Genomic DNA, 24,740 nt, shown 5'->3' with positions numbered 1-24,740 from the left:
TTTCAAACTATAGGTATTCTTTAACAATGATTGCACCTATGTCGTTGGGATCAATATGTTAAGAAAATCTGCCGCAGTCGGAGCTGCGTTAGTACTTTTAGGTTCTGGAATAGGGGCTGTCACCTCCGCTGTGGCAGCTCCCGCGCCGGCGAGCGAGCTGCCCGCGGGCTTTGTGCCCGCCGATGCGGTGGCCGATGTGACTTCGGTGGTGGTGAGCGCGACCGGCAATAGCTGCACGGGCCGCACCCTGCGCACCGCCAAGCCGGATGACGGGAAAACCTACCCGGCTCAGGACAGTTACTACACCAATAGCGTGACGTATTGCCTGGATCAGTCCTTCGTAACCGGGGATAACAAGATTTCGTGGAACGCCGCCACAAAAACCTTGTGGTTCAATAATTATGTGCAGGACGCCACGAACGCCTACAAGCGCGGCGTGTCCGTGGACACGGGCAAGATCGCTTCCGATGTGACGGTCAAGTTCAGCGGCACGAACGTTTTTACCGCCAGCGAGGGCGGCTACACCGCGAACGCCCTCTATTTCGCCGGCAACCAGGATGGCCTGTATAAATACGTCCTCGATTTTGACGGCGACGCCACCTTCGATGCCACAAACACCATCAATAAATACCCGGTGAATCTGGAGGACAGCGATCCGAACGCGACCTGGCTCAAGGGCGGCTCGATTGGCCTTGACTCCTCCGGCGCACCCATGGAGATCGTGGGCCAAGGCAAGCTCACCGCCGTGGGCAGGGATATTACCTGCGATAAGTGCGGGACCGGGGATAAAAACACCGCGATGAGCACCGCGATCCGCAGCACCGCGGACCTCAGTATCGGCGGCAATGTTCAGGTCACCGCCCGCGTGACCAACGAAACCGGTTTAGCAACCGGCATCAACGCCTGGAAGAACCTCAGCATCGACGGCACCCAGGGCGCCACGGTCACGGCAGAAGCCAGCTCCAACGCCTCCACGGCAACGGCGATTATGCAGGCCGGCGGCGGCGACACCGATAACACCGGCGACGTTCTGAGCATCACCAACGCGAAGGTCACGGCGCAGGCAACGGCGCAGGGGCAGTCCAGCTTCGGCGTGTACAGCGCGGGAGACCTCAACGTTGGGGGCACCTCCGCGCTGAGCGTCACCTCCTCCTCGCAATCGCAAGGGTACGGGGTGTACGGTGCGGCGCAGGTGAAGGCCGACGGCGCAGCCACTCTCACGGTGGCCGCTTCCTCAGCGAATGTTGCTGGGGGAGTTGTCGGCGCCACCGGGGTGACGTTTGCGAGCACTGGCGAGAGCCTCATCAAGATGAACGGGGCCAAGAACGCTCCCGCGATTTTCACGGCCGGCCAAGGCACCTGCCGCTTCCTGGGCACGGGGAATGTAACCGCCCAAACCGAGGGTGGCTACGGCGCCTACCTCACCTGCCCGAACACCGAATTCGGGGAACGCATTGGTGTAACGAAGCCCGGCACCTTTGCCCTGGCCGAATTTGCTAACGGTGCATTCACGGTGGATGAGAATCTCGACAGGAACAAGGTAGCCGGACCGGCAGGCACCAGCCCCGTGTCCTCCACTACCCGCACCCGCTTCGTGGTCAATCACAAGGGTCAGCGCACCGGAAACTGGACGATTGGCCAGGGCTACGTGGCGCAGATCGGCACCACGGCACAAACTGGCACCGTGACCGGCCAGGTTGTTGAGCCTGGCTCGCAGCACTATCCGGAAGGTACCGCGCGTCAGCATATTTTCACCGCGCCGCAAGCCCAGGTGAGCACGAGCGCGCAGCCGAGCATTCCGGCGGGGGAGAAGAATCTTCCCTTCGCGTGGTGGACGGTATCTGAACTGGCCACTCCCGCGGAGCAGCTGAGCAAGGAAGCCCTCGGGCAGAATGCGCAGGCGAATCCGGCCGATAGCGCCCTGAAGTTCGCCATGCCGGCCGAGGATCTTACCTTGACCCCGGTCTACGGCACGATTATTGTGCCCGCGGCTCCGGCGACCGCCCCGCAGCCCTGTGATGGGAGCGGAACCGTGGCACCGGCAAAGGTGACTTTGCCGGAAAATGTTGAGGGCGTGACCTACGGTGAACCGGAGATTGCCGGTACCACGGCCACCGTGACCGCGACGGCGGAGCCCGGGTATCTCATTGCCACGCCGGGCGTCGGGGCGAGCTACACGGTTGATCAGGAGCATCGCACGGCCACCTGGACCCTGGATCTCACCTCAGCCTCCTGCACGGCCACTCCGCTGGAGAAGCCCGCGGTCACCCCGATTGCTCCCACCCTGGTTCCGGCAGATACCTGCGGGACGCCGGCCACGGTGAGCATTCCGGAATCCGCTTTCGTGGAGTACACCCGCACGGAGGCGGAGGGTAGCGTCACCGTGACGGCGCAGCTCAAGGATCCGCAGCGCTACACCTTCGCCGCGGGGGCTCAGACCGAGTGGAGCTTCGATATTTCCGCCCGGCCGTGCCCCGTGCCCGAGCCGCCGGTGAACCCGGACCCGCCGGTCAGCCCCGAGCCGGAGCCCGGAACTCCGGGTACACCGGGTACGCCTGGCGAGCCGAGCGATCCGGGTACGCCTGAGCCGCCGGTGGGTCCGGAAGTGCCGGGTACCCCGGATCCGCAGCCTGGAACACCCGGGACGCCCGGTACGCCAGGAACACCTGGAACGCCCGGTACGCCCGGTACGCCCAGCGATCCGAACACGCCGCAGCAGCCCGGAACGCCCGGAACGCCCAGTGAGCCCGCTGGCCCGGGAGCTCCGGCTGACCCGAAGCCTGCGCCGGAGCCGCAGAAGTCCGCACCGGAGCAGAAGGCTCCGACGGTGAAGGTCAAGCGACCCGCGGCCAAGCTCGCGCATACTGGCGCCGCGGCGGCAACCGGGATCGCGGGAGCAGCCGCGCTCATCCTGGGCGGCTTCGCGCTGCGCCGGAAGTACCGCGGCTAAGTGAAATAGCAGGTCACACGCCTGCCAGCTATCCCCTCGGGGACCTTGGTAGAATATTTGCGCAAAAGCTCGACCGGCAGTGCCGGCGGGGAAAACGCAGAAATACCGGGGAAAACCGAGGGGATAGCCCTGTTTGCGGCCTCAAAACGCGCCGTGGCGTATCTCATGAGTGAGCTACCGCGTTGTTGTCCCCGGCAAAAACACCTACGATGATTGACTGTGCGCGGCATCCCCGCTGTGCACTAAGGGAAACGTCAGGGGATACGAGATGATCGAACTAGCCGAGGTGGAGAAAATCTACCCGCGCCGCGGAGCAGAATCCGTGGCGGCGCTGCGCGGCATCTCGCTGACCATCCCCACCGGGGAAATCCACGGCATCGTCGGCGAATCAGGGGCTGGTAAATCCACCCTTATCCGCTGCCTCACCGCACTGGAAAAACCCACCAGCGGCTCCATTCGTATTAACGGCGAAGATCTCAACGCGCTGCCGGCCTCGAAATTACGGGCGGCCCGGCGCACCATCGGGATGGTCTTCCAGGGCGGCAACCTGCTGGAGGCACGTACCGCCGCGGAAAATATCGCCTACCCCCTCCAGATCGCCGGGGAAAAATCCGCGAAGATCGCCGAACGGGTGCGCGAGCTGCTGGGCGTCGTCGGCCTTGCTGATCGGGGCGATTCGTATCCATCCCAGCTTTCGGGCGGGCAGCGCCAGCGCGTAGCCATTGCGCGCGCCCTGGCCACCACACCTTCGGTGCTGCTCTGCGATGAGCCCACCTCCGCGCTGGACGCGGATACCACCTTGCAAATCCTCGAACTGCTGCGCGAAGTGCGCGATGCCTACGGGGTGACCGTCGTTATTATTACCCACGAAATGGACGTGGTGCGCCGGATTTGCGATTCGGTCACCCTCCTCGAATCGGGCCGGATTACCGCCGGCGGCACTATCGAAAGCGTGCTCGCGGACGTGAGTTCGCCCCTGGCGCGCCGCCTGGTGCCCGCCCCGGATATTGAAACAACCAATGTTTCCGGCTCCGTTATTGATATTGCCTTTACCGCTCGCCCCGGCGAAACTGCAGGCTCCCAGGCGCTCAGCCTGGCCGCGCGGCTCGGCTGCGATATTGGCGCGGGCGTTTTTGAATCTATCGGTGCGATCCAGATCGCGCGCCTGGCCCTCGTGGTCGATGACGCGCAGGTGGATACCGTTCTCACCGCGATGAACGAGGCCGGAATCACCGCGGAGGTGCGGGCAGCATGACCATTCTTAGCGCATTCTCGCCGGCGGTATCCGCCGCGGGACTCTTCAGCCCGACCCTCTCCGCACCGGTTAGATCCGCCGCGGCCGCCCTCCCGCTCGAGCGCGGCACCTGGTTCGACGCCCCGGAAATCAAGGACGGCCTGGCCCGCGCCACCTTCGAAACGTTGGCCATGGTGGGGATCTCCACCGTGATTGCCTCGGCGCTTGGCCTTATCCTCGGGATGATCCTGGTGGCAACCGGCCGCGGGGGACTGCTTCCCTCGCCCCTCCTCAATAAGACCCTCGGTTTTATTGTCAATGTGGGCCGCGCCATCCCCTTCATTATCTTCGTCTTTATTCTTATCGGCTTTTCGCGTGCCATCGCCGGAACGGGTAGCGCCTGGCAAGGCTTCACCGTTCCGCTCACGATCTCCGCGGCTTTCTACTTCGCGCGCCTGGTGGAATCCAATCTCATGGGCGTTGAGCGCGGCAAAGTGGAAGCCGTCCTCATGATGGGAGCCTCCCGCACCCGCATTATGTTCGGGGTGCTCATGCGCGAAGCGCTGCCGGCCCTCGTCCAATCCGTTACGATCCTCGCGGTCACCCTCGTCGGCTACTCGGCGATGGCGGGCGCCGTGGGCGGCGGCGGCCTGGGCGCCATGGCCCAAAACGCCGGGTACTACAATAACCGCCCGGATGTGCTCACGATCGTGGTGATCGTACTGGTGCTCCTCGTCATGGTCATCCAGGCGCTGGGTGACATGCTCAGCCGGCTGGTGGATCACCGCTAAGGAACCGCCGGCCGGGTCACGCACCACCGGGAAGCACCCGGACCAGCGCTGTCAGCATAACGGTGTACAGCGATCCGTCATCACCACCAACATTGTGAAAAATAGAGGAATATACAACCATGAAGAAGCTTTCGAAAATTGCCCTGGTAGCTGCGGTGAGCGCGCTCGCGTTGAGCGGCTGCGGTAGCTCGGATTCGTCCTCCTCCGCTCCCGCGAAGAACGACGACGGCGCGGTGCGCCTCGTTGTCGGCGCTTCGCCGGCCCCGCATAAGCAGATCCTGGAATTCGTCAATGACAACCTCGCCAAGGATGCCGGTTTCACCCTGGACATCCGCGAGTACAACGATTACGTGCAGCCCAATGTGGCGCTCAACGCCGGGGAAATCGACGCGAATTACTTCCAGCACCTTCCTTACCTTGAGAACGAAATCAAGGAAAAGAACTACACCCTGGACCACGGCGCGGGCATTCACATCGAGCCCTACGGCATCTACTCCAAGAAGATTAAGCAGCTCAGCGAGCTCAAGGACAATGCCGTGGTGGGCGTGACCAACGATCCGTCCAACCAGGCTCGCGCCCTCGACCTGCTCCAGAAGAACAACCTCATCAAGCTCAACCCGCAGGTTGCTTCCCCCACCATCTACGATGTGGTGGACAACCCGAAGAACCTCACCTTCCGCGAAGCTGATGCCCCCTCGGTCCCGAAGATCCTCCCGGACGTGGATATTGCGATTATCAACGGTAACTTCGCCCTGCAAAACGGCCTGGTTCCCTCCAAGGATGCTATCTACACCGAAGATCCGACCGATAACCCCTACGGCAATATCCTCGCCTGGAACTCCAAGGCGACCGGCGAGAAGCTTGAGGGCGTGAAGAAGCTGGATGCCGCGCTGCACAGCCCGGAAGTTGCCAAGTACATTCGCGATACCTGGCCCAATGGCGAAGTTATTCCCGCCTTCTAAGCACGATCGCCCCGCGCGTGATCACGCCGCGCGGGAATACCCCGCCGTGCCTGCCGCACCGGTAGGCAAGTGAGCTCTCAGCTGCCCGGCGCCTCGCTTCGAGGTGCCGGGCAGCTGCGTCGTCGGCATGTTTCTGGACGCTCTTAGCGGCGGAGGCCTGGGTAGCGCGCGGGTGAGAGTGCGTTCACATATGGCAGGTAGTTTTGCGCTAGAACTCCCATCACCCGGGGTGCGTGCCGTAGAATTAGCGGGTATGCCCGCGCCCGGCGCGGCGCAGTAAGGGGACGGATTCGTCCTATCGGCAAGGGTTATCACCCCCATTTTTAGACTGGAGAAAAAGTTGGAAAGCTCCTACGAACAGCTCGATCCCACCCAGGTGAAGCTGACCGTTGAGGTTCCTTTCGAGGAATTCAAGCCGGAAATTGACAAGGCCGCGAAGACCATCGGCAACCAGGTGCAGATCCCTGGCTTCCGCCGGGGGCACGTGCCCGCGCGCGTTCTGGAAGCGCAGATTGGCCGCGCCGCTATTGTGGAGCAGGCGATTAATGACTCCCTGGACGGCTACTACCAGGACGTTCTGGAAGAACACGACCTCGTGCCCATGGGCCGCCCCGCGGTGGACGTGACCGGCGTGGCGATGGAGAAGAACTCTACCGAGCCGCTCGCCTTCACCGTCACGGTGGATGTGCGCCCGGCGATTGTGATTCCGGATCCGGCGCAGTACAGCTTCGAAGTGGAAGCGACCAATGCGGATGCGGATGCCGTGGATGAGCGCCTTGAGCAGCTGCGCGAACGCTTCGCCACCCTCAAGACGGTGGAGCGCGCCGCCGCCAGCCGCGATTACGTCACCATTAACCTCTCCGCCAGCATTGACGGCGAAGAAGTTGATTCGGTGGAGGGCGTGTCCTACCGCATCGGTGATGACAATATGCTCGATGGCCTCGATGAGGCCGTCAATGGTGCCTCCGCTGGTGATGAGCTCAGCTTCACCTCCACCCTCGTGGGCGGGGAGCACGCCGGGGAGCAGGCCGATGTGACCGTCGTGGTGGAGAAGGTGCAGGAATCCGAGCTTCCGGAAGCGGATGATGATTTCGCCCAGCTCGCCTCCGAATTTGACACCATTGAGGAACTGCGCGCGGACCTGGCGGAGAAGGCCGCCACGGATGCCGCCCAGGTTCAGGTCATGGCCGCTCGCAACCTCCTCCTCGATAAGCTCCGTGAGGATGTCACGGTGCAGCTGCCCAAGCGCGTGATCGACGCCGAAGTGGAACGTCACCTCGAATCCGAAAACCGCGCCACCGACGATGACCACGCCAAGGAAATCCGTGGGGAAATCCGCGATTCGCTGCGCGACCAGATCATCCTGGACGAACTGGTCAAGAAGTTCGGTGTGGAGACCACTCAGGATGAACTCTTCAACTTCCTGGTCCAGCAGGCCCAGTCCTACGGCATGGATCCCAACCAGTTCATCTCCGCGGCCGCGCAGACCGGCCAGCTCGGTGCCTTCAGTGGCGAGCTGCGCCGCGGCAAGGCGCTCATCTCCGCGCTGCGCCTGGCCAAGGTTGTGGACACCAACGGCAACGAGGTGGATGTTATCAAGGTCGTGGGCGAAAAGCCGGAAGGCGAACTGACCCCGGACTTCTCCGCCGCCCCGTCCCGCCCGGTGTGGGATGGCCCGGTTGATGAGGACGGCGCGGCAGACTCCGCTCCGGTGCAGGGCGACGACGCCGCCGCGGCCCCGGCAGCCGAAGCTGCCGCTGCCGCGGAGGAAGCCCCCGCAGCGGACTCCGGCGCGGATGCGCCGGCCGCGGATGCGGATGCTTTTGATCCGGCCGCCAAGAAGGTGGACGAGGTCGTGGAATACGCCCAGGGCGCGGATGCCGCTGAAGTGGCCCGCGTGCTCGAAGCTGAGAAGGCCGGCAAGGCCCGCAAGACCCTCGTGAAGAAGCTCGAGGAGCTCCTCGGCTAATTCGGGAAGTACACTAACCACCCGCTAACCTGGCGGGCGTGTGGGGTGGGAGGCTCAGCCTCCCACCCCACACGCGTATGCGCGCAGCGCAGCTGCGCCGTCGTCGTACAATGTGATATTCACGTGAAGCTCCTTAAATTAAGAGCCCGTTTACGGCTCATTAAGGCGAATTCAATAGTTTGAGCAATGGAAACGCGTGTTTCCGAGTCGGGCCAATCCGCGCCCCGACTAGCTCAAAGCGAAGGATATTCATGCGACACGTGCGTCGAGCAGTAGCGGCTCTAGCTGCCGCTACGCTAGTGCCGGTCGGGGTGGCATTCACGGTGCCAGCCGCGGCCGAGCCAGTACTCCCGGGAGTCGATTCACCGGCTCTCGCCTCTACGAATGAGAATCCCGTCGTCGTGGACGGTGTGACTCAACCCATGGATCCGCGGCCCGGCTTCCGGGTGCTGCCCTACCTGCAGCGCCCCGGTGCCCACGAGATGACGATTAACTGGTTTACGGAACTGGGCCATAATGCCGTTCTCACCATCAGCGGCCCGGGCCTGCCCGCAGAAGGGCGCACTTACACCGTGGCCGGCGTGCAGAACCCGGTCAATGATTACCAGGATTACGAACTCAAGCAAGGCACCCTCAGCCGCGGGAAGGCGCTGTCGGTACCGCAGGGCGCCTGGATTCGCGCCGATCATCCCTACAAGTACAGCCAGCGCGTGGAAGAGCTCCAGCCCAGCTCCACCTACACCTACACGGTCACGGTGGATGGCTACGCGCATTCCGCCACGCTCCGTACCCTCCCCGATGGGAAGGCCGGGATCACCGATCCACTCCACATCATCGCCTTCTCCGATACCGAAACCGAACCCATCGGGCGCGTGACCTACCGCGAATGGGAACAGACCCTCAACCTGGCCGAGGGCTCCGAAGAACGCCCGGGGAAGGACTCGGCCTGGGATAAGAAATTCGGTGGCTCCACCCGTAACGGCAAGTACGCCGTCAATTACATGCTCACCGAGGATAAGGTGCAGGAAATCAATAACGCCGCCATTGCCGCCGCCAAGCCGGATCTGGTGCTGCTGCCCGGCGATATTGCCGAACGTGCCTCCTCGCAAAGCCACTGGGATGAATGGTTCCGCTACTTCGCCGGTGATAAGGGCCAGCTGCTCGATTCCATTCCGGTGATCACCTCGCTGGGCAACCACGAAGTGTACGGCTACGGCAGCCCGGAGGATCGCACCGCGGTAGCGCGGGCCCGCGCCGCCTACAACCAGGTATTTGATACCAACGGTTCGGATAACGCGAATGCGCGCGATGCCTACCACCGCACCGATATGGGCCCGGTGACGATCATCAGCCTCGATTCGACCAACGGCACCGATCAGACTCCGAAGACAATGCCGGAAGAAGCCAAGATCGAGGGCAATGACGAAGGCATTACCGCAGCTCAGCTCGGAACCGACACCCAGGGCGTTTTCCCGTACGAGGAATACGCGCGGGACTTCCCCAAGTCGGTGGCGGCCGGCTGGTGGGGCCCGGATGCGGCTCCCGATTCGGTGGATCAGCCCAGCTTTATGCCCGGCTCGGATCAGTACCGCTGGCTTGAAAAGCAGCTGGCTGATGCCCGCGCCAAGGGTCAGATCATTATCGTGCAGTACCACCACGTGGCCTACTCCAACGGTGTGCACGGCACCCCGATGGGTCACAAGTTCCCCGATCAGCAGCCGGGTGTGCCCATGCGCCACCTCCAGCCGCTTTTCGAAAAGTACAATGTGGCCTCCGTTTTCTCCGGCCATGACGAAATGTTCCAGGCCTCCTACGTGGATGAAGCCGGCGACGGGGTGGGCGTGTACCACTGGGACGTCGGGGTAGCCTCCGATGGCCTGCGCGGTGAAAAGATGGTGAAGACGGGGGAGGGCGGTGCCTTCGAGCCGCTGCGTTTCAACTCTCACTCCGTGTGGATGGCGCAGGCTAACGAACCGGAAATGTGGAAGACCAACGAGGCGGGCGTGAAGAAGCTCATCTCGGGCGGCAAGCACTACGGGCACCTCGATATTAAGATCAATCCCTACGCCGGCCCGGCCCTCGATTCCGGGGTGAAGCCGGCCGCCGAAATGGTCATGACCCCCATCTCGCTCTTCCCGATCCTCGATAATAACTACGAGGTGGAAAAGGTGGAACGCCGCGAACTGCTCTCCGGGCAGTTCACCGTGTACCTCGATGCGGAAGGTAACCCGCTGGCGGGCACCCCGCAGGACGGTACCGGTGAGGACGGCACCGGTGAGGCGGAAGAAAAGACCCCGCTTTCGAACTTCGCGCTCGGCGTTATCCCGGACACCCAGTTCTACTCGCGCTACGCCACGGAAGAAACCGGTAACCAATTCGGCGCCATGTACGGCAGCGAGCCCTTCTCCGCTCAGACCTCCTGGATCGCGCAGAACGCTGAGAAGTACGGCATTAAGATGTCCATGCACCTGGGCGATATCGTGGATCAGTACAACCACCCCCAGCAGTGGGAAATCGCCGATAAGGCCATGAAGATTCTCGAGGACGCGGGGCATCCCTACTCGATTCTTGCCGGTAATCACGACGTCGGGGCCGATGCCTCGGATACCGATCCGGTTGGCTACGGCACCTACAAGGAATGGTTCGGCGCCGAGCGCGCTGCCAAGAACTCCACCTTCGTGGAACGCGATCCTTCCGGAGCACACGAATACCACATCCTCAAGGTCAATGGCCAAGATTTCCTGGTCATGAACCTGTCCTGGCAGGCCCAGGATGACGCGCTGCAATGGGCATCCGATGTGCTCGATGCGCATCCCACCACCCCCACGATTGTTAATTCGCATCAGCTGATTAACGTGGAGGGCGACGGCGTGACCCCGCTGGCCACCGAGTTCGGTGAAAAGGTGTGGAATAAGCTCATCCGCAACCACGATCAGGTGTTCCTTACCTTCAACGGCCACCATCACGGCGCGACCACCTGGACGCGCACGAACGACGCCGGCCACCCCGTCTACCAGGTCCTCATGGATTACCAGATGGCCTACATGGGCGGAAACGGCTACATGGGCATGGTGGAATTCGACCTGCCGGGCAATAAGATCTACCAGACCTCCTTCTCGCCCTGGGTGATGACGAAGGCCAAGGACACCCTTGTTCCCGACGACCAGGCGATTCTTAACGGTGCGGGCCAAACTTTCGAACTTGACTTCAACTTCGCCGAACGTTTCCCGAACCTCGTGATCGCTGATACGAAGGCTTCTTTGACGACGCCGCAACTGCGCGAGTGGCTTGCCAGCTACGATGCGCCGACCCAGGTGACCCCCACCGCCCCGAGCGGTGCGGAGGACTACCCGAAGGTGGAGAGCACCGTGGCCCACTGGAAGATGCCGGTGGATAAGGTCGAAGGCACCCCGGTTGCCGTGGGTGAGGCCATCGTGGATGCCGTGGGTGGGGATAACTTCACCCGGGCCCCGCTGGACCAGCCCGGTTCCAAGGGAACCGAAGAGGGCGACGTCGTATGGACCCGTGACCACCACCCGCTCTCGGCCAATGCCGGTGCGGTGTGCTTCGCCAACGGCGGGCGTGATAACGCACGGTGGAATAACTTCGTGACCGCTGCCGATGCTGCCGTCAATAACGAGACCTTCGAGAACGGTTTCACCTTCGAAACCTTCATCAAGATCTCCCCGAAGTTCGATAACAAGAACAATGCCTGGATGGCCTGGCTTTCCCGCGATGGCCAGCGCCAGAATATCGCCGGCTACAACAACACCGAGGGTGAGGAACCGCCCTTCGCGTGGGCGATGTCGAACCTGGCGGAAATCCAGTTCTCCTTCGTGGATTCCCAGAAGCCCACTCCGGCCGAATCCTCGGCTTGGTCCGGTGAGATTGTTTCGCGCGATCAGTGGCTCCACCTCGCGGTGGTCAATGATCCGGAGACCAAGATGACCACCATGTACGTGGATGGCGTACCGGTGCTGCGTAATTCGCCGGGCACCGTGGGCGTGGGCACCCAGGGCCTGCCGTGGGTCCTCGGGGCGGGCTCCTACGCCGGTGTGCGTGAATCCGGCTTCCAGGGCTGCATCGGTGAAGTCCGCCTCGTGGGCGAACCGCTGGACTCCAGCAAGTGGCTGACCGCGCGCGCCGGGGAAACCCCGGGTGGCGAGCAGCCCGGCGGTGAAGAGCCGGGCACGGAGCCGAGCATGGAGCCGACTGAGCCGGGCACGGAGCCTACGGAACCGGGCACGGACCCGAGCACGCCGGGGACCGAACCGGGCGATAAGCCGAGTGAAGAGCCGAGCAAGCCGGCGGCGCCGCGGGGCAATCTGCTCTTCAGCTCTACCGCTCTGGCCGGCGGCAACGCTGATCGCGTGACCAGCTACGGTCGCGCTGGCGAAACCATCTTCGTGGGCGATTGGGACGGCGACGGCGTGGACACCCCCGGCGTGCGCCGCGGCAACACCTTCCTGCTCACCAATGCCGCCACCGGCAATGCCCAGTTGCAATTCTCCTTCGGCCGCGCGGATGACGAGATCGTTATCGGCGACTGGAACGGGGACGGCAAGGACACCATCGGGGTGCGCCGCGGAAACACGGTGTACGTGCGCGATGACCTAGCCGGTGGCAACCACACCGCCATGGTTTCCTTCGGGCGCCACGGCGACCAGATGGTGGCCGGTGACTGGGATGGCAACGGGCGCGATGAACTCGCGGTGCGCCGCGGAAACACCGTTTTCGCCCAGGCGTCCTTCGCGGAGACCCAGGCCAAGTCCACCTCCTCCTACGGCCGGCCCGGCGATGTATTCCTTGCCGGTGACTGGAACGGGGACGGCGTGGACGGCATCGGCGTGGTTCGCGGCAATATCTGGCACCTGCGTGAGAACGTAGGTGAAGGCGCCGCGGTGGCCAGCTTCGGCTTCGGCCGCGCCGGCGATGTGTTCCTCGCCGGTGACTGGACCGGGGCGGGCGCTGACCGCCCGGCCGTCAACCGCTAGCGGCTCACTAGCAGTGGCTAGTAGCTAGCCAGCTTTCCAGCGGGAGGGCAGCGAGTATCAGCTCGCCGCCCTCCCGTTCGTTTTCTCGGTTGCGCCGCCGTGACGGGGCACTGGCGCGTGGCACCGTAGCGCTGTGCCGCCACGCTGGCGCGTGCCACCGTGCGCGCCGTCGCCCCGTATCACAGTGACGGCGCCAACCATGCGCCATCAGCGAAAAAGTCTCGAGCCAGGATGATCACGGCGGCCCGCGGGCGTTAAAGTCGCATACGAGTATGGAATCTCCGCGTGGAGGTTCCGAGGAAGGAAAACCGTGACCACATCACCTCGCATGGAAGGCCGGGATAATAACCAGCCTTCAGCATTCGGCGATGCTGTTTACCAGCGCCTCCTCAAGGAAAGAATCATTTGGCTCGGCTCGGAAGTTCGCGATGATAATGCGAATCAGATTTGCGCCCAGATGATGCTCCTTGCCGCGGAGGATCCGGAGAGCGATATTTACCTGTACATTAATTCTCCGGGTGGCTCGGTCACCGCGGGTATGGCCATTTTTGACACCATGCAGTATGTTCAGCCCGATGTTGTAACGGTGGCGATGGGCATGGCAGCCTCGATGGGCCAATTCCTGCTCTCAGCTGGTACCAAGGGTAAGCGTTATATCACCCCGCATACCCGCGTTCTTATGCACCAGCCTTCGGGCGGCGCCGGCGGAGTGGCCGCTGATATTCGCATCAACGCCAACCTCATCTTGCAGATGAAGGAAGAACTGGCCGGGCTCAACGCCAAGCACACCGGCAAGTCGCTGGAACAGATCCTGGAAGATTCCGAACGCGACCACTGGTTCACCGCCCAGGAAGCCCTGGAATACGGCTTCGTGGACCACATTATTTCCAACTCGCAGGTCATGCTCAAGAAGCCGAATAGCGATAATAACGACGGCGCACTCGAAGCCAGCCACGCGGGGGAGGAGCTCTCATGACGATGAATTTCCGAGCCGCGGGTAACCTGCCCGCCATGATGGCCGCCTACGGTGCCGGCAACGTTCCGGGCGCTGGCAACCTACCGAGCGCCGGTTTCGGCCACGGTAGCGCGGGCCCGATGCCCTCCAACCGCTACGTGCTTCCCGATTTCGAAGAACGCACCCCCTACGGGTACAAGCGCTCCAACCCCTACACCAAGCTTTTCGAGGATCGCATTATTTTCCTCGGAGTGCAGGTGGATGACGCTTCGGCCGACGATGTGATGGCGCAGCTGCTCGTCCTCGAATCGATGGACCCGAACTCCCCGGTGACCATGTACATCAACTCCCCGGGCGGTTCTTTCACCGCGCTCACCGCTATTTACGACACGATGCAATACATCAAGCCGCAAATCCAGACCGTGTGCCTGGGCCAGGCGGCTTCTGCGGCGGCGGTGCTGCTGGCGGCCGGCTCCCCGGGGCGGCGCCTGGCGCTCCCCAATGCCCGGGTGCTCATCCACCAGCCGGCAATGGAGGGCATGCAAGGCCAGGCCACGGATATTTCCATCGTGGCTGACGAGCTCGACCGCATGACGGAATGGCTCGTCAACACCCTGGCCCACCACAGCGGGAAGTCTCCCGATGAGGTGCGGGCGGATATCCAGCGCGATAAGATCCTCACCGCCCAACAGGCCAAGGATTACGGCCTGGTGGATAACGTGCTCGAATCGCGTAAAAATGCGGATGTCGTAACCAACGGTTAATGCGATTCTCGCGCTCGTGCTCCGGGCTGTAGCTTCGGGCGGTAGCGCGTATCATGGGCGGGTAGGGGCCAGGTGCTCCTGCCCGCTCACGTGCAAGGGGCGGCGGGGCACGGCGCGGGAGCTGCGTCGTCGTACATCTCACTGACCGGGCGCCCCGCGTGGGAACGTGACCTTTAGGCGCAGATGCGGTGAAATAGGGAAGACGCGCGTACGGCGCGGCCGCGAGGCAAGGAGGAACATGGCGACCGTCGATGCAGCAGAAGCTCTCAAGTGTTCGTTCTGCCAGAAAACCCAACGCCAGGTGAAGAAACTTATCACCGGTTCGGGTGTATATATTTGCAACGAATGCATCGAGCTGTGCAATGAGATTATCGCCGAGGAATTCGGGAAAGAAAACGACGGTTTCTCCCCGAACGAGCTCCCCGTTCCCGCCGATATTTACGCGTTTTTGAATGAGTATGTGGTGGGGCAGGATGCCGCGAAGCGTACGCTTGCCGTGGCCGTGTACAACCACTACAAGCGGCTGCGCGCGAAGGCTGCACCGCGCCCCGCCGACGGGGAAGATACCGTTGAGCTCGGCAAATCCAATATTTTATTGCTCGGACCCACTGGAACGGGGAAAACGTACCTGGCCCAGTCGCTGGCGCGGATGCTCGATGTACCCTTCGCGATTGCCGATGCCACCTCGCTTACCGAAGCCGGGTACGTGGGCGAAGACGTGGAGAATATTTTATTGCGGCTCGTGCAAGCGGCCGGTGATGATGTGAAAAAGGCCGAATCCGGCATTATTTACATCGACGAAATCGATAAAATCACCCGCAAATCTGAAAATCCCTCCATTACCCGCGACGTATCGGGGGAGGGCGTGCAGCAGGCGCTCCTCAAAATCGTGGAGGGGACGGTCGCGGCGGTGCCGCCGCAGGGTGGGCGCAAGCACCCCCAGCAGGAATACCTCCAGATCAACACCTCGAATATTCTTTTTATTTGCGCCGGGGCTTTTGCGGGTTTGGAGGATGTTATTTCCACTCGCGTTGGACGCCACGGTATCGGCTTCGGGGCACAATTGCACGACGCCGACGCCCATTCGGATATGCTCTCGCAGGTCACCCCGGAGGACCTCCACAAATACGGCCTCATCCCGGAGCTGGTGGGGCGCCTGCCCGTTATCGCCACGGTGGAGGCGCTGGGTGAAGGCGACCTGGTGCAGATTCTCACCGAGCCGCGTAATGCCCTCGTCAAGCAGTACACCCGCATGTTTGAGCTGGACGGAGTGCGCCTGACCTTCCAGGACGAGGCGCTGCGCGCCATGGCTCGTGAAGCGATGGAACGGGGCACCGGGGCGCGCGGGCTGCGCTCCATTATGGAGCGGGTGCTCGGCCCGGCCATGTTTGATGTGCCTTCCCGGAAAGATGTGCGGGAAGTGATTGTGACCCGCGCGGCGGTCACCGACGGTGCGCCCGTGGAGATTGTTTCCGCGGCGCAACGGAAGAGCGCCTAGTGAGCGGCGGAGAGACGCGGCATACCCCGGAACCGGAAACGGAGCGCTGCGCGGCAGGCGTGGGGAGTGCTCCGGGTACCGATGGCGCGGATGCGCGCACGGCGCAGCAGGATCGCTGCGCCGCTGAGCTCGGGACGCTCCGAGCGCGCTTGGACGTTTTGGATGCCCAGCTCATTGAGCTGCTGGGGCAACGCAAGCAGGTGACTGATGCCGTGGGGCGCCTCAAGGATCGCTACCGGCTTCCTGCGCGCGATATGGCCCGTGAGGGTGTCCAGCATGCTCGCATTGCTGAGCTGGCGCGCGGGGCCGGGCTGGATCCCGATTTCGCGGTGCGGGTACACAATGTCATTACCTCGCGCGCGGTCGAGGATCACCAGCGTATTTCCCGTGCTTCTCGCGTTGTTCGGGCTTCCCGTGCTTCTTGTGCCGCGCAGGGCGAAGGCGGTGAGCGCGAAGCTGACGATGAAGGCGTGAACTAGCTTCGCACAACACCGGGAGAAACGAATCGGGGCGTGGACTAAGGTAGCCCACGCCCCGCTCCCAACCGAACTATGCGCTAGTCGCGGTTCTTATCGCCCTTATCCCCGTAAATATCGCGCCCGATCACGGTGGCGAAATCACGGAGCACCGCGGTGCGCTTCACCTTGAGGGAAGCGGTGAGGTAGCCGTTCTCCGGGGTGAAATCAATGGGCAGAATAACGAATTTACGGATGGATTCCGCGCGGGAGACCGCTTCGTTGGTGCGCTTAATGGCGCGATCCACCGAGGCGATAATCTGCGGATCGTGCACGGCTTCCGATACAGACATGGCCGGCAGATTCTTATTCTTCAGCCAGATGGGAAGCATCTCCGCATCCAGGGTGATGAGCGCACCCACGAAAGGCCGCTGGTCACCCACCACGACCACCTGCGAAATAAGCGGGTGGCCGCGCAGGCGGTCCTCCAGGATTGCGGGGGAGACGTTCTTCCCGCCGGCCGTCACAATAAGTTCCTTCTTCCGCCCGGTAATCCACACGAAGCCATCTTCGATCTTGCCGAGATCCCCGGTGCGATACCAGCCATCTTCGGTAAACGCCTTGGCGGTTTCTTCGGGATTATTCAGGTACTTATGGAAAACGTGATCGCCCTTGACGAGCACTTCGCCGTCGGTATCAATAGCCACGTGGCAGCCGGGATAGGCCGGACCCACCGAACCGATCCGCTGGTGGTTGAAGCGATTCACCGTGGTCGGTGCGGACGTTTCCGTTGCACCGTAGCCTTCAAAAATATTAATTCCGATGCCGCGGAAGAAATGCCCGAGCCGTGCCCCCAGCGGCGCGCCACCCGAAATCACATTCTCCAGGTTCCCGCCGGTAATTTCCTTAATCTTGGAGTAGACGAGGCGTTCGCCCACTTCATGCTGGGCCCGCAGCGCCAGCGAAGGCCCGGCCGCGCTATCGAGGGCCCGCGAATAGGCGATCGCCACTTTCGCGTAGTAGCGGAAAATCTTTTGCTTCACGCCGGTGGACTGGGCATCCGCCGCGTTATAGATCTTCTCGAAAACGCGCGGCACCGCCAAAATATAATGCGGCTTGAAAGACTTCATGTCCTCAACAAGGTTGTGGGTATCGGGGCAGTGCCCGATGGTATTACCCGCGTAGAAGGCCACCAGGTTAATGAAACGCGCGAAAACATGGGCCATGGGGAGGAAGAGCAGAGTGCGCTTCTCGCCGGAGAGGATCGGGGCGAGATTATCATCCAGCGGCCCGTTAATAACGACGTGCAGCAGGTTACGGTGGCTGAGCACCACACCCTTGGGCCGGCCTGTCGAGCCAGAGGTGTAGATGACGGTAGCTTCGTCGTCGGCATGCATCGCATCGATACGGCGGTCAATCTCAGCGTCGAGATCCATGGTGCCGCGCGCGGAAATCCGGGCCAGGTCATCATCAGAAATAACGAAAATATCGGTGAAGAAATCAAAATCGGACCGGAACGGCGCCATAACCGCGGCCATCTGCTGATTTTCGACGACGGCGAAGCGGCAGTGCGCATCCTCCACAATCCAGCGAGCCTGCTCCGTGGAATCGGTTTCGTACACGGTCACGGCCATCGCACCGATGGACCACAGCGCGAAATCCACCACGCAGAATTCGTAGCGGGTGTGGCACATGAGGGCGATACGATCCCCGGGCTGGACGCCCATCGCGATAAAACCGCGTGCCAGCGCGCGATACTCAGATTCGAAAGTCCGCCATGCCACCGGCACCCATTGCCCCAGTGAGGCTTTGCGCGCCACCACGGTGCGCTCGGGCTGTTCGCGTGCGATATTACGGAAAACCCACGGAATCGTCATTTCATCGGTGATATGAATCTTTCCGGGAGTGAAAACTTCAGTCCGCTCGATTTCGGCCATGATTCTCCTCAAGGTTACGCGTGAGTAAGTAAAGTGTACGGCACGCGCGGGAAACGGGGGTGGAGGCGCGATGAGAGAGTTCTCATCACCTCCTCACCGCGATATTAACACGGGGCGGAACACTGGAGCCATGACGATCTCCATGAATGCTCTGCTTGCCGTGCTCCTTCTTGTAACGGCCCTATCCGTTGTCCTTCTCGAAACTTCAGTACGACGACGCATCCGCGCCTTCCGGCCTCTCCAGCTTTTCACGCTGGGGAGTGCTTTCCTCCTCGTCCCGGCTAATATCGCTTTGCTGGGCGGGAACGCGCCCGGGAACCTAGAACGGTGGGTGAGCCTGGGCTCCGTCGCGGCGCTGGCCACCCAGCTTGTTCTTCTTATCAGCGGCTGGATTCCGGTGGGGGCGGCGGCACCTACGCGCCGTATCCTCGCCGTCGGGGCGCATCCCGATGATCTGGAATTAGCCTGCGGGGGTACCTTGGCGCGCTTGGCCGATGCGGGGCACGAGATTCACGCCATCGTGGCCGCGGACGGTGCAGTGGGAGGCAATGCCGGGGAGCGGGCCGGGGAGGCCCAGCGCGCCGGTACTTTCCTCGGGGTGACCTCGCTGCGCACCCTCGGCCTGCCCGATACCCGCCTAGCCGAGCATGAAAATACCCTTACCGGTGCTATCGAAGAAAAAATCCGCACCCTCAATCCGGATATTATTTTCACGCATTCGGCTCATGACCAGCACCAGGATCACACCGCCGTGCACCGCGCCACCATGCGGGCCGGGCGGCGCCACCCGGCGATTCTCTGCTACGAATCACCCTCCGCCACCGCGAACTTTTCCCCGCAGGTATTCGTGGATATTACCGAATACACCGGGGTGAAAAGCGCCGGGGTGGCCATCCACGCCGACCAGATGAACAAGCCGTATATGGCCGGCGACGTGCTCACCGCCAAAGCTAATTTCCGGGGCGAACAAGCCAAAATGGAGGCCGCGGAAGCTTTTGAGGCGATGCGCATTCCTGCTTTCCGGGGTGTGCTCTAAATCCTCGTGGCGTGCTCTCAGCCCGGGTACGTGCCTGCGCGCGCCGCGGGCACCGTTGCCCCGTTCCTGCTCTGCTACACCGCACGCACCACGAGCACCGTCGCACCGTCCTTCGCCCCGTTCCCTCCCTCTCTTACCTATAAGGACCATCATGATGAATCATTCACCTCTCAGTTCCCGCCCGCGCGTGCTCGTTACCGGGGCCAGCGGCCCGGCCGGCTCCTCCCTCCTCACCCAGCTGGGGGAGCGCGGGATTCCAGTGCTCGGCGTCGATATGGCGCCCCGTCCCCACCCCGATGGCCTCAGGATTCTCCAATGCCCGCCGGCCACGGCCCCGGATTTTGTGAGCGCACTGGCCGCCATCTGCGAGGAATACTCGATTGACCTCCTCATCCCCACCGTGGATGAAGAACTCTCCGTCCTCGCACCGCTGCGCACCGCCCTGCTCCACCGCGCCCGCATCGCGGTAGCCCCCACCGCCGCGGTGGCGATTGCTGCCGATAAATGGCTCACCCATCGGGTAGCGGAGAGTAGCGGCCTGGCCGTGCCCCGCAGTTTGGAGGCTCCCACCCTCACCGAGGAAGGCGCTTATTGGCTCGGCTTCCCCTACGTGGTACGCCCGCGGGTGGCACGCGGCGGGCGCGGGGTGCGCCTGGAAACAACATTCCCACCCGCCACGCCACTGCGCGATACCGAGATGGTCTCCGCCTTCCTGCCCGGTACCGAATACTGCGCGCAGCTCTACCTGCCCGCCCCGGGAAGCGTGCGGCGCGACGGGGCAGTGAACGGTGCAGGAAGCGGCGCGCGGGGCGGTGCGCGGCGTCGCCCCACCGTCGTCGTACTAGAAAAAACCAGTCTGGCCTCCGGACAGCACGGAAATGCGACCGGGGTTCGGCGGGTGGAAGCCCCGGACGTCGCCGAGCTGGCGCTCGCGGCGGCGCGGGCGGTGGGCCTGAGCGGCGCGGCAGATGTGGATATCCGCCGCGATACCCAAGGCCGCCCTGCCCTTATCGAAATCAATGCCCGCTTCGGTGCGCATAGCGCCCACGCTCCCGAATTACTGGACGCGCTCCTGGAGGCTTACGCACCCACGGAGCCTGCTTCGGAAGCTCGCAGCACCGTTGAGGTGACGGCATGACCACCCTGCTTCTCATTCTTGCCGTACCCACCCTCATCCTCACCGCGGTGACCTGGATGATGTACCCGGCTGCCATCTTGGGGGAGCTGCGCCAGCAGCCCCGCCGGCTCTACGGTGCGCACACCAAAGTCTCGGTGATTATCCCGGCCTACAACGAGGAAGTGGTGCTCGGCGCTTGCTTGCGCTCCATCCTCGCCACTGGCTGGCGCCGTCTGGAAGTGATCGTCGTTGATGATGGTTCCACCGATGCCACCGCCGCCGTTGCCGCACCGTTTACCAGTGATCCGCGTGTCACCTTCCTCAGCAAGCCGAACGGCGGGAAAGGCAGCGCCCTGAATCTTGGTATTGCCCAGGCCACCGGGGAGATCCTTATTTTCGTGGATGCTGACGGACTCTTCACCCCCACCACCATTCCGGAGCTCCTGGCAGGGTTCCGCCACCCCGGGGTGGGCGCCGTATGCGGGAATGACCAGCCGGTCAATATCACCGGTCCCCTCACTGCGCTGCTTGCCCTCATGACCCACGTCGGAACCGGCATGACGCGCCGTGCCTTGGCACTGGTGGGAATGCTCCCCATCGTGGCAGGAAATTCCGGGGCCTTCCGCGCTGATGCGGTGCGCCGGGTAGGAGGCTTCCGGGAAGATACCCTGGGGGAGGATCTCGAGCTCACCTGGCGGATCCACTTCGCCGGCTGGGACGTGGAATTTGCGCCCCATGCCCTGGTGCTGGCCGAAGTTCCCGCCACCCTGCCCGCACTGTGGAAACAGCGAGTGCGCTGGCAACGCGGCCTCATCCAGACCGCCCGCATCCACCGCTCCCGCCTTACCTCCCCGTGGCGGCGCCCCATTGATGCCTACCTGCCCATCAATCTTTTCTCGCTCGTTGTTGCCCCGGTGCTCCAGGTCGCCACCCTCGCGGTGTGGGCAGTGGCAGCACTCAGCGGTGCGGCCCCGCACTGGATGAATGTACTGGTGGGAGCGGGACTGGTAATGGCGCTGGGCGTAACGGTGCTCTCCCTGATCCTGGATCGTGCCTGGCGCGACCTGCGCCTTCTTCCCGCCCTACCCCTGTGGCTCCCCTTCTCCTGGATGATGAGCGCCGCCACGGTGCGCGCGATCTGGCTAGAAATACGCGGAAAAGCCAGTGAATGGAATAAGCTGGAACGAACGGGCGTGCACACCGTGCCGCTCCCGCCCGCCGCCGTCGAACGGGAAACAATGTGACATCACGTCCTATTACGATTCGTTTTCGGATTGCCGCCACCATGGTCGCGCTCGTCGCGGTTGTGCTGGCGGCAACCGGCGTTGCCGTCGTCCTCACCGAAAGTCGCATGTGGCGCGCCCAGGTGGATGCCACCCTGGTGCGGGTGGCAGACGAATTTCGGGTACTGGCCGAAAACGGAGTCGATCCGGAAACCGGGCAGCCCTTTGCCGGGCCATCCCAACTCATCGAAACCTACCTCTCGCGCACCGTCCTCTCCGAAGCCGAAGGGGAAATGGGGATTGTGGATGGGCGAGTCGCCTGGGTGGGCGGCGATACCAGCCCGGTGCGCCCCGAGGAAGATGCCGGACTGGTGCGCCATCTTCTCCCACTCACCCGGAGTGCTGAGATAACGATGGGGACCTACGCGGGGGCCCAGCGCGAATACCGCTATATCGTGGTGCCGGTGCAGTTTTCCGACTCGCAGCCCGGCGCGCTCGTGCACGTCTACCTTCTTGACGTCATTAGTGCCCGTATCTGGAATCTCATGACGGTGCTAGCGGTGGTCTACCTGGTGGCCGTCATCGGCGTCGTCGCCATCGCGTGGCGACTGGTGGGGCAGCTGCTGCGCCCCGTGGAGCAACTGCGCGCCACGGCCGAAAATATTACCGCCAATGCGGATTTGTCCCGGCGGGTCCCGGTGGAAGGGCGCGACGACCTGGCGCGGTTATCAACGGCGATGAATACCATGCTCGATTCCCTGGAAACCATGGATGCCGATCAGCGCCAACTTTTAGACGACGTCGGGCACGAGCTACGCACCCCCATCACGATCGTGCGCGGGCACCTGGAGCTCATGGATGCCACCGATCCGAGCGACGCCGCGGATACTCGCGCCCTCGCCCTCGAAGAACTCGACCGCATGAATTCGCTGGTTGGAGATTTACTCACCCTCGCGAAAGCTGAGCGATCCGATTTTGTGGTGCCCCGCGAGGTTGATATAGCCGCGCTCACCGAGCGGATCTTCGATAAAGCCACCGGGCTGGGCCCGCGCGCCTGGAACCTGGGCGCCGTGGCCAGCGGGCAGGCGTACCTGGACCCGGAGCGCATCACCCAGGCGGTGCTGCAATTGGCGGCGAACGCGGTCAAATACTCCGACGAAGGCACCCCGGTGGAGATTTCTTCAAGCGTGGTAGCGGGGCGGGTGAGTTTCACGGTGGAAGACGCCGGGTGCGGGATCGCCCCGGAGGATACCGAACGTATTATGGAGCGTTTTGCGCGTGGGCGTAATACCGGGCGTTCGGAAGGGTCCGGGCTCGGGCTCGCGATTGTTAGCTCTATCGCCCGGGCCCACGGTGGGGAAGTTACGGTGCGCTCACGGGTGGGGGAGGGATCCGTATTTACCTTGAGTTTGCCCAGCGTTTACCTGGGTTCGTGATAGCCTCACAACCGGAGAAGGGAGCATGATGAGCACCATCCTCATCGTCGAGGACGAAGAGCGCATTGCCCGCTTTATTGCGAAGGGCCTGAAAGCAGCCGGCTACACTTCCACCACCGCATCAAGCGGTGGGGAGGCTGTGGACCTGGCTGTTCATATTCCTTTCGATCTTATTATTTTGGATATTGGCCTGCCGGATATTGACGGTTTCGCGGTGCTCGAGCGCCTGCGCGGGCAGGGCCTGGACACCCCGGTTATTCTCCTCACCGCCCGCACCTCCGTGACGGACCGCGTAGCCGGGCTCGAGGGCGGGGCTGATGATTACATGGCGAAACCTTTTTCTTTCGAAGAACTGCTCGCGCGTATCCGTTTGCGTTTGCGCGACGCCGCAGCCACCCCGGCGCCAGCTAGCTCCGCCACCCAGCTTTCCCACGGCGGTATCATCCTGGATTTACTCTCCCACCACGCCCACGTGGGCGGGAAACAGGTGGAGCTGTCCGCCCGCGAATTTACCCTGCTGGAAACCTTCATGCGCCACCCGGGGCAGGTGCTATCCCGCGAGCAACTGCTCTCCCGGGTCTGGGGTTACGATTTCGATCCCGGTTCCAATGTGGTGGATGTGTACGTGCGTTATCTGCGCGGGAAAATCGGGCGGGACCGTATCGAAACGGTGCGGGGAATGGGCTACCGCCTGAGCTAAGGCAGCGCGGCCTTCTGGGTGAAGGAACGGTGCTGCTAGCTCAGGCGGTAGTGCCGGGGTGTGTGACTGGTTTAGTCGTCGTCCTCGTCGTCCCAGTCGTCATCGTCGTTATCATCCCAATCATCGTCATCCGCGTCATCATCGTCCCAGTCATTATCGGAGTACTGGGGCGGTGCGGGGCGCGCGGGAGCCGGTGCCACTCGCTGCGGCGCGGGTGCCGGCGCTGCCGGGGCGGGGACTGGCGCCGGCGCCGGGGCGACGTTAGCGGGGGACGGGGCAGTGCCCGCGGGCGGCGTCGTCGTACTATTTGGGGCATCACCGGTGAACAGGTGCGCATTTTCGGCTACATCAACCAAAAGACTGCGCAGGGTGGCGCGCTGTGCGTTGTTGAGCGGCGGGCGCTCCGTGGGCGCAGAAGCCGACGCGGTGCTGCCGGCACCAGTGGCACCAGTGCCGCCAGCGGACGGGGAAGACGGCGCCGTGACGGTGACGGCGGGGCCCACCGACTGGGTGCCGCTCCCGCTCACGGCGTGGGCAAGCTGCATCCCCAAGAAACCGAGGAGCGCCAGCCCGAGAAGTACGGCAAGAAGTTTCACACGAGTTGTCATGTCCCTAAGTACACCGGAGCGAGATGACGGGGCCAGGAAACAATCATGAGAATCTTTTCATGTACGCGAAGTGGCGGGCCCGCTTTCGCAGACCCGCCACCAGGATTCACT

17 protein-coding genes are annotated in these 24,740 nt (G+C 63.0%); 15 read left to right on the top strand and 2 right to left on the bottom strand.

The window, feature by feature from the left end; translation table 11 throughout:
• Positions 1-130: 130 nt before the first annotated feature.
• The 10 genes from QP305_RS05330 to QP305_RS05285 all read left to right on the top strand — a co-directional run bounded on the left by QP305_RS05330 (position 131) and on the right by QP305_RS05285 (position 16,596).
• The gene (locus QP305_RS05330) at positions 131-2,950 is read left to right on the top strand and encodes a hypothetical protein (RefSeq protein WP_284904395.1); all 2,820 of its coding nucleotides are present in this window, start codon (positions 131-133) and stop codon (positions 2,948-2,950) included.
• Positions 2,951-3,218: 268 nt separating this feature from the next.
• Positions 3,219-4,205 (top strand): methionine ABC transporter ATP-binding protein, encoded by a 987-nt coding sequence (locus tag QP305_RS05325; protein ID WP_284883596.1) that lies wholly within the window; start codon positions 3,219-3,221, stop codon positions 4,203-4,205.
• Entirely contained in the window at positions 4,202-4,975 is a 774-nt protein-coding gene (locus QP305_RS05320; RefSeq protein WP_087071033.1) for a methionine ABC transporter permease, read from the top strand. The genes QP305_RS05325 and QP305_RS05320 overlap by 4 nt, the downstream gene beginning before the upstream one ends.
• A 119-nt stretch (positions 4,976-5,094) precedes the next feature.
• The gene (locus QP305_RS05315) at positions 5,095-5,937 is read left to right on the top strand and encodes a MetQ/NlpA family ABC transporter substrate-binding protein (RefSeq protein ID WP_087071032.1); all 843 of its coding nucleotides are present in this window, start codon (positions 5,095-5,097) and stop codon (positions 5,935-5,937) included.
• Positions 5,938-6,277: 340 nt separating this feature from the next.
• The gene (gene tig / locus QP305_RS05310) at positions 6,278-7,906 is read left to right on the top strand and encodes a trigger factor (protein ID WP_284904393.1); all 1,629 of its coding nucleotides are present in this window, start codon (positions 6,278-6,280) and stop codon (positions 7,904-7,906) included.
• Positions 7,907-8,157: 251 nt separating this feature from the next.
• Positions 8,158-12,900 (top strand): metallophosphoesterase, encoded by a 4,743-nt coding sequence (locus tag QP305_RS05305; RefSeq protein ID WP_284904391.1) that lies wholly within the window; start codon positions 8,158-8,160, stop codon positions 12,898-12,900.
• Positions 12,901-13,228: 328 nt separating this feature from the next.
• The gene (locus QP305_RS05300) at positions 13,229-13,876 is read left to right on the top strand and encodes a ClpP family protease (protein WP_039898292.1); all 648 of its coding nucleotides are present in this window, start codon (positions 13,229-13,231) and stop codon (positions 13,874-13,876) included.
• 119 nt (positions 13,877-13,995) lie between these two features.
• Complete coding sequence (locus QP305_RS05295) at positions 13,996-14,619, top strand: ATP-dependent Clp protease proteolytic subunit (protein ID WP_087071212.1); 624 nt, start codon at positions 13,996-13,998, stop codon at positions 14,617-14,619.
• 238 nt (positions 14,620-14,857) lie between these two features.
• On the top strand, positions 14,858-16,117 hold the full coding sequence (clpX, locus tag QP305_RS05290; RefSeq protein WP_284904389.1) for an ATP-dependent Clp protease ATP-binding subunit ClpX: 1,260 nt from the start codon (positions 14,858-14,860) through the stop codon (positions 16,115-16,117).
• A complete protein-coding gene (locus tag QP305_RS05285; protein WP_284904387.1) occupies positions 16,117-16,596 on the top strand; it encodes a chorismate mutase in 480 nt (159 codons plus the stop codon). The genes clpX and QP305_RS05285 overlap by 1 nt, the downstream gene beginning before the upstream one ends.
• 77 nt (positions 16,597-16,673) lie before the next feature.
• Here QP305_RS05285 and QP305_RS05280 read toward each other — a convergent pair whose 3' ends face one another.
• Complete coding sequence (locus tag QP305_RS05280) at positions 16,674-18,509, bottom strand: AMP-dependent synthetase/ligase (RefSeq protein WP_026428496.1); 1,836 nt, start codon at positions 18,507-18,509, stop codon at positions 16,674-16,676.
• A 130-nt stretch (positions 18,510-18,639) separates the two neighbouring features.
• On the opposite strand from QP305_RS05280, the gene QP305_RS05275 reads away from it, so the two are divergent.
• The 5 genes from QP305_RS05275 to QP305_RS05255 all read left to right on the top strand — a co-directional run bounded on the left by QP305_RS05275 (position 18,640) and on the right by QP305_RS05255 (position 24,021).
• Entirely contained in the window at positions 18,640-19,545 is a 906-nt protein-coding gene (locus tag QP305_RS05275; RefSeq protein WP_284904385.1) for a PIG-L deacetylase family protein, read from the top strand.
• Positions 19,546-19,696: 151 nt separating this feature from the next.
• Complete coding sequence (locus tag QP305_RS05270) at positions 19,697-20,683, top strand: ATP-grasp domain-containing protein (protein WP_284904383.1); 987 nt, start codon at positions 19,697-19,699, stop codon at positions 20,681-20,683.
• Complete coding sequence (locus QP305_RS05265; RefSeq protein ID WP_284904381.1) at positions 20,680-21,906, top strand: glycosyltransferase; 1,227 nt, start codon at positions 20,680-20,682, stop codon at positions 21,904-21,906. Before QP305_RS05270 ends, QP305_RS05265 begins: the two co-directional genes overlap by 4 nt.
• Positions 21,903-23,321, top strand: coding sequence for a sensor histidine kinase (locus QP305_RS05260; protein WP_284904379.1), 1,419 nt, complete (start codon positions 21,903-21,905; stop codon positions 23,319-23,321). Before QP305_RS05265 ends, QP305_RS05260 begins: the two co-directional genes overlap by 4 nt.
• 28 nt (positions 23,322-23,349) lie before the next feature.
• The gene (locus QP305_RS05255) at positions 23,350-24,021 is read left to right on the top strand and encodes a response regulator transcription factor (protein ID WP_284904407.1); all 672 of its coding nucleotides are present in this window, start codon (positions 23,350-23,352) and stop codon (positions 24,019-24,021) included.
• Positions 24,022-24,092: 71 nt separating this feature from the next.
• Here QP305_RS05255 and QP305_RS05250 read toward each other — a convergent pair whose 3' ends face one another.
• Positions 24,093-24,629, bottom strand: a complete 537-nt coding sequence (locus tag QP305_RS05250) for a hypothetical protein (protein WP_284904377.1) — start codon at positions 24,627-24,629, stop codon at positions 24,093-24,095.
• Positions 24,630-24,740: the final 111 nt, after the last annotated feature.

The sequence above is a fragment of the Actinotignum timonense genome, assembly GCF_030216305.1.
GTDB lineage: Bacteria > Actinomycetota > Actinomycetes > Actinomycetales > Actinomycetaceae > Actinotignum > Actinotignum timonense_A.
Note: the sequence above shows the minus strand (reverse complement) of the source record. Positions and strands in the feature narration are given on the sequence as shown.

What these genes read in the sequence shown, in the direction of transcription:
- QP305_RS05325 (WP_284883596.1), top strand. Translation starts at nt 3,219, where the DNA reads ATGATCGAACTAGCCGAGGTGGAGAAAATCTACCCGCGCCGCGGAGCA.
- QP305_RS05320 (WP_087071033.1), top strand. Translation starts at nt 4,202, where the DNA reads ATGACCATTCTTAGCGCATTCTCGCCGGCGGTATCCGCCGCGGGACTC.
- QP305_RS05315 (WP_087071032.1), top strand. Translation starts at nt 5,095, where the DNA reads ATGAAGAAGCTTTCGAAAATTGCCCTGGTAGCTGCGGTGAGCGCGCTC.
- QP305_RS05305 (WP_284904391.1), top strand. Translation starts at nt 8,158, where the DNA reads ATGCGACACGTGCGTCGAGCAGTAGCGGCTCTAGCTGCCGCTACGCTA.
- QP305_RS05300 (WP_039898292.1), top strand. Translation starts at nt 13,229, where the DNA reads ATGGAAGGCCGGGATAATAACCAGCCTTCAGCATTCGGCGATGCTGTT.
- QP305_RS05295 (WP_087071212.1), top strand. Translation starts at nt 13,996, where the DNA reads ATGCCCTCCAACCGCTACGTGCTTCCCGATTTCGAAGAACGCACCCCC.
- clpX (WP_284904389.1), top strand. Translation starts at nt 14,858, where the DNA reads ATGGCGACCGTCGATGCAGCAGAAGCTCTCAAGTGTTCGTTCTGCCAG.
- QP305_RS05280 (WP_026428496.1), bottom strand. Translation starts at nt 18,509, where the DNA reads ATGGCCGAAATCGAGCGGACTGAAGTTTTCACTCCCGGAAAGATTCAT.
- QP305_RS05275 (WP_284904385.1), top strand. Translation starts at nt 18,640, where the DNA reads ATGACGATCTCCATGAATGCTCTGCTTGCCGTGCTCCTTCTTGTAACG.
- QP305_RS05270 (WP_284904383.1), top strand. Translation starts at nt 19,697, where the DNA reads ATGATGAATCATTCACCTCTCAGTTCCCGCCCGCGCGTGCTCGTTACC.
- QP305_RS05265 (WP_284904381.1), top strand. Translation starts at nt 20,680, where the DNA reads ATGACCACCCTGCTTCTCATTCTTGCCGTACCCACCCTCATCCTCACC.
- QP305_RS05255 (WP_284904407.1), top strand. Translation starts at nt 23,350, where the DNA reads ATGAGCACCATCCTCATCGTCGAGGACGAAGAGCGCATTGCCCGCTTT.
- QP305_RS05250 (WP_284904377.1), bottom strand. Translation starts at nt 24,629, where the DNA reads ATGACAACTCGTGTGAAACTTCTTGCCGTACTTCTCGGGCTGGCGCTC.